This window comes from Pseudomonas asplenii (assembly GCF_001293465.1).
Lineage (GTDB): Bacteria > Pseudomonadota > Gammaproteobacteria > Pseudomonadales > Pseudomonadaceae > Aquipseudomonas > Aquipseudomonas fuscovaginae_B.
On the sequence record NZ_JSYZ01000045.1, the window covers coordinates 8,458 to 14,054 of the forward strand.

3 protein-coding genes are annotated in these 5,597 nt (G+C 56.4%); 2 read left to right on the forward strand and 1 reads right to left on the reverse strand.

Features of this window, described 5'->3' with window-relative positions; genetic code table 11:
• Positions 1-234: 234 nt before the first annotated feature.
• Complete coding sequence (locus tag PF66_RS30950; RefSeq protein ID WP_054064810.1) at positions 235-1,260, reverse strand: AraC family transcriptional regulator; 1,026 nt, start codon at positions 1,258-1,260, stop codon at positions 235-237.
• Positions 1,261-1,468: 208 nt separating this feature from the next.
• Between PF66_RS30950 and PF66_RS30955 the strand changes: the two genes are divergently transcribed.
• Positions 1,469-3,139: a GMC family oxidoreductase gene (locus tag PF66_RS30955; protein WP_054064811.1), complete on the forward strand. Its 1,671-nt coding sequence runs from the start codon at positions 1,469-1,471 to the stop codon at positions 3,137-3,139.
• Positions 3,126-5,558 (forward strand): flavin-containing monooxygenase, encoded by a 2,433-nt coding sequence (locus PF66_RS30960; protein WP_054064812.1) that lies wholly within the window; start codon positions 3,126-3,128, stop codon positions 5,556-5,558. The genes PF66_RS30955 and PF66_RS30960 overlap by 14 nt, the downstream gene beginning before the upstream one ends.
• The last annotated feature ends 39 nt before the right edge of the window (positions 5,559-5,597 follow it).

Genomic DNA, 5,597 nt, shown 5'->3' on the forward strand with positions numbered 1-5,597 from the left:
GCGATTTCGTACATAGCCTAGTTAAGGAATCTGACGCTTGGATCTGTCTATACAGCCATGGGCTGTTCATTGATTTGAGGGGGCCGATCTTAAGTTTTGTGCAGCGGTGTGCCCAAAAGGCACTTTTAGCGGTTGGTGTACCAATAGTTCATAAAACCGAAGTCCTCAACAAAATCGGTCAGAAGCGGGTATTCACTCTCATGTAAGCGCTCGGGGGGGTTACAGTTCGTCTGTCTAATAAATGCCAAAGTTGTTTTTTTGCTGTGAAAACTGACTTGGCGATATGCCATGCCAGCGCTTGAATGCCTGGGAAAAACTTGACAGGTCGCTGAAGCCTAAGCGTTCAGCGATCTCAGTCAGGTTCATGTGACCGTCCTTTAGCAGGTTGATGGCGTTGCGACTGCGGACGTCGGCGAGCAGTTTTCGGAATGTGGTCCCTTCCTCTTTTAGTCTGCGTTTGAGTGTGCGCGGGCTCACATGTAGTAGCTCGGAAATGCTGGATAGATCGGGCAGGCCATTATCCGGGGTGGTCAGGTAGTGCTGCACCAATGCCGTCATCCCAGCGTGTGCGATGCGACGCTGCATCAGTTGCGTACACATCTGTTCGCACATCGAAACAGTCACCGCGTTGGCTTGAGGTAAAGGGAGACGGAGAAAAGAGCGATCAAAGGCCAAGCTGTTGCTTTTAGCCGCGTACGAAGGGGCACACCCCAGCACTTCCACATTGTCAGGGATAGGCGGCGGCTGCTTGCTCAGACAGAAGCGTGATAACGAAAAGTCATTGCCGCCCAGTTCCTTTAGCAACAGCGCAGCCGCTGTCATGTCGCGGGCCAATAAAAATTCGCGTAGGTCCGGTGCTAATCCTGGAGCGGCAAAGGTCAGTACCCCTTCATCGCCTTGTTCTTCATAGGCGACCACCGTGAACGCGTAGGTCAACGGCAAAAAGCGCAGCGCCAGAGCCAGCGCATCGCCGATGGTTGCACTGCTAATCAGACCGTAACCGAATAGGCCGTAGGTCGAGAAGTGATAGCGCATGCCGACTTCGAAACCTAGCCCCGCAGCATGGCCTGATAAACGCAACAGGTTTTCGGCAACGCGCAGCTCCTGGTCGGCAGTTAACTCCAAATTCGGATCGGCCAATTGCGCCAATGTCAGTCCCGAGCCGAGCAAAATCTTTTCAGCCGGAAAACCTTTTTCATCGCCGAACTCAACCATCAGCAAGGCACTGGTCGGACCCCGAAGAAAATTCCTAAAGCTCATACCATGTGCCTTCGATGAAAACATTGGCCCAAATAATAAAGTAGTTGTCCCGTTGCAGCATTCGGATCTTTAACAAGGCGCGTCACCATTGAGTCGCACGGTTCGCCGTTCCAACAACAATAAAAGGTCACTGCAGCGCCTGGTCAAACCAGGTCGCGCGTTTGCGAAGCCGCAGACGTCGCTCTGCCTTGCCCAAGGAATAACAACCATGAAAAAGATTTTCGATTTCATCGTCGTCGGTGGAGGTTCTGCTGGTTGCGTGGTGGCCGGACGGTTGTCCGAAGATCCGGACACCAGCGTCTGCTTGCTGGAAGCTGGAGGGGAGGGACGGTCCAGTCTCGTCAATATTCCTGCCGCCACAGTGGCTATGGTGCCAACCAGGGTGAACAACTGGGCCTTCGGCACTGTCGCGCAGGCCGGACTGCTAGGACGCACGGGGTATCAGCCGCGAGGCAAAGCGTTGGGCGGCTCTTCGGCGATCAACGCCATGATTTATGTGCGTGGACATCAGTGGGACTACGACCATTGGGCCTCTCTGGGTAATCCTGGCTGGGGGTACAAGGACGTCTTACCGTACTTCCTACGCAGTGAGCATAACGAGCGCCTTGATGATGCCTGGCACGGCAGAGACGGGCCGTTATGGGTCAGCGATTTGCGCTCCGACAATCCCTTTCAGCAGCGTTTTCTGGAGGCCGCCCGCGAAACCGGTTTGCCGCTCAACGACGATTTCAATGGATCAGAGCAGGAGGGAGTCGGTGTCTACCAAGTCACGCAAAAACATGGTGAGCGCTACAGTGCGGCACGTGCTTACCTGCTGCCCCATATTGGCGTGCGCGATAATCTGAGCGTTGAAACCCGTGCCCAGGTGCAACGCATTTTGTTCGAAGGCACCCGTGCTGTGGGTGTGGAGGTGTTGCAACACGGGCAGGTATACACCCTTCGAGCTCGACGTGAAGTGATCCTTGCCGCAGGGGCCTTGCAGACACCGCAGTTATTGATGCTCTCCGGGGTAGGGCCGAAGGCGCAGTTGCAGCGCCATGGCATCCCGTTGTTGCACGAACTGCCAGGTGTCGGGCAAAACCTGCAGGATCATCCGGATTTCGTCTTCGTTTACAAGACAAACAGCCTCGACGCCATGGGCGTTTCCCTGGGAGGCTGCTTGAAAATGCTGAAGGATATCTGGCGATTTCGCCAAGCGCGCCGCGGCATGCTCACTTCTAACTTTGCCGAAGGCGGAGCATTTCTCAAAACCTGCGACACATTGGATAAGCCGGATATCCAATTGCATTTTGTCGTTGCCCCGGTCGAAGACCATGCGCGGACCATGCGCTTGGGGCATGGGTTGTCGTGCCACGTCTGTTTGTTACGGCCACGTAGTCGCGGCAGCGTTACGTTGGCGAGCAACGATCCACAAGCGGCACCGCTTATCGATCCGGCGTTTCTGAAAGAGCCGCAGGATCTTGAAGACATGGTCGCGGCATTCAAACTCACCCGTCGTCTGATGCAGGCTCCGGCACTGGCCAAATGGATCACACGAAGCCTGTACACCGAGGGGGTCGAAACCGATGAGCAGATTCGCACCCTGCTGCGTGAGCGCACCGACAGCGTCTACCATCCTGTCGGCACGTGCCGTATGGGTGAAGATCCATCGGCCGTGGTCGACGCTCAACTGCGTGTGCACGGCCTGCAAGCGCTGCGTATCGTTGACGCATCCATCATGCCCACCCTGATCGGCGGCAACACCAATGCGCCCACGATCATGATCGCCGAGAAGGCCGTGGACTTGATTCGTGGTCTCCCACAGACGCACGCCTCCGCCCGTTTCGAAAATGCCGTCGCTGCTAAAAAAAATAAAGAGGTGCCTCATGTCACAGCCTGAAGCGCAAGTTGATCGTCAGGCGGACAAGCCCCTGAGCGCCATTATCATCGGTACGGGATTTGCCGGTATCGGCATGGCCGTGGCCCTGCAAAAGGCCGGGGTGAAGGACTTTCTGATCTTGGAGAAAAAACACGATGTTGGCGGCGTCTGGAGAGACAACAGTTACCCCGGTGCGGCGTGTGATGTGCCTTCGCATTTGTATTCGTTCTCGTTCGAACCGAATCCGGACTGGAGTCGAGTGTTCGCGCCCCAGGCCGAAATTTACGCCTATCTGCGTCGTTGCGCAGAGACGTACGGGCTGCATCCATCCATTCGTTTTGGCGCTGAAGTGGTGTCCGCTGAATTCGACGAAGCCAGCTCGCTTTGGCGTGCAACCCTGAAAGACGGCCAGGTGCTAAGCGCTTCGTTGTTGATCAGTGGTACCGGCCAGCTCAGCCGTCCGGCATTTCCCGCGCTGGCGGGGATGGAGCGCTTTAAGGGCCATGTGTTCCACTCGGCGACCTGGGACCACGATTATCCGTTGGCCGGCAAACGGGTAGCGGTGGTCGGTACCGGTGCCTCGGCGATTCAGTTCGTGCCGGCGATTGCCGCTACTGTCGGGCAGCTGAAAGTCTTCCAGCGTTCTGCCGCGCACCTGATGCCACGGCCGGACCGCGCCTACTCCGAACGGGAAAAGTCGCTTTTTAAGAAAATGCCGGGGGTTATGCGCGCTTACCGCGCTCTGATCTACCTGCGCTACGAGTCCCGCGCGTTGGCCTTCACACGTTTCAAGGGCCTGATGAAGTGGGCGGTGGGTGTGCCGTTTCGTCGGTTACTGGCCGAGCAGGTACGCGATCCATCATTGAGACAGAAGCTGACGCCGGATTATCCGTACGGCTGCAAACGTATTCTGCTGTCCAGCGAGTACTTTAATACCATGAGTCGATCCAATGTGGAATTGGTGACGCAGGGCATAGCGCGGGTCAACGAGAGCGGCATTGAGACGGTTGACGGTGAGCAACATGACGTGGATGCGATCATCTATGGCACTGGTTTTGCTGCAACCGAGTTCCTGGCGCCGATGCGCATCGTTGGACGTGGAGGGGTCGACCTGAACTACGCCTGGCGCAACGGTACACGCGCCTATCTTGGGCTGACGGTGCCCGAGTTTCCGAACTTTTTTATGTTGTATGGACCGAACACCAATCTAGGGCACAACTCGATCGTTTATATGCTGGAGAGTCAGATTGCCCACGTTATGCGCTGCTGGCGTATGCTCCAAGTCTCGGGTGCCAATACCGTGGAAGTTGATGCCAGCGTGTCTCAACGCTTCCACCGGCGCACTCAGCAGCGCTTGGCTGCTACGGTATGGAGCGGCTGCAAGAGCTGGTACCTCGACGCAGCCGGTAACAACAGCACCAACTGGCCGGGTTTTACAGTCAGCTATCGCATGTTAACTCGGTATTCTGGCTTGCACGCCTATCGCTTCAGCCGTCCGCTCGAGGGGGGAGTGACCATAGCTGCCCCAGGGGCGTTGAAGGAACGGCTGAGCGCGGGCTTCTTAAGGCTCTTTTTGCGCACCACATTCCATTCGCTGATCGGTCCGGGCTTGGGTGCTGCGGCGCAGCGTAAAGTTGTGCGAGTGTTGTCGGCATTGATGCCGGGCACGCACGGTGTGTTTCGTTATCGTCAATTAGTCAATAACGTACCGGTGCAAGTGGTTGCTCCTAAGCAAGGCGAAAACGGTGGGGTAATCCTGTATTTGCACGGGGGGGCGTTTTGTGTGGGCTCGCCTCATACTCACTGGAGTATTACAAGCCGTCTGGCCAAGAACTCGGGTATGTCGGTGTGGGTGGTTGATTATCGGTTAGCGCCAGAGAATCCTTATCCTGCTGGGCTCGATGACGCTTTGGTCTGCTACGAGGCGCTGAGGGCTCAGGGCTATACACCCTCACGGATTTTCCTGGCCGGTGATTCAGCAGGCGCTTCGTTGACGCTGTCTCTGGCGCTAAAACTGCGCGACCTATACGTTCGTTTTGCCGGCGCGCTGTTATTGATGTCGCCGATGGTCGACCCTCGTTTTGGCGGCAGCTCAATGTCCTCGCGTAAAAAGCAAGATCCGATGATCAGTCGAGGCTGGTTGGAGCAGGGGTTGAGGTGGTATGCCGGTGAACTGATGGAGCAGCCGCTGCAGGTCAGCCTGAAAGGGCTACCTCCAATGATGGTTCAGGTCGGCGACGATGAGTTGCTGTTGTCCGACTCCACTCGCTTAGCCGAGCACGCAATCTGTAGCGGAGTCGATTGTCGTGTGGAGATCTACATGACGCGCTGGCACGTATTTCAATTGCAAGCGTTCTACCTGCGTTCAGCAGCAAATGCGCTACAGGCAATAGGCACTTTTGCGCAGGGGCAACTTCCTCGTTCAGGAGGGCAGCAATGAAAACCTACTTGCTCAAAGGCTCTCCCTGGAGCGACAGGA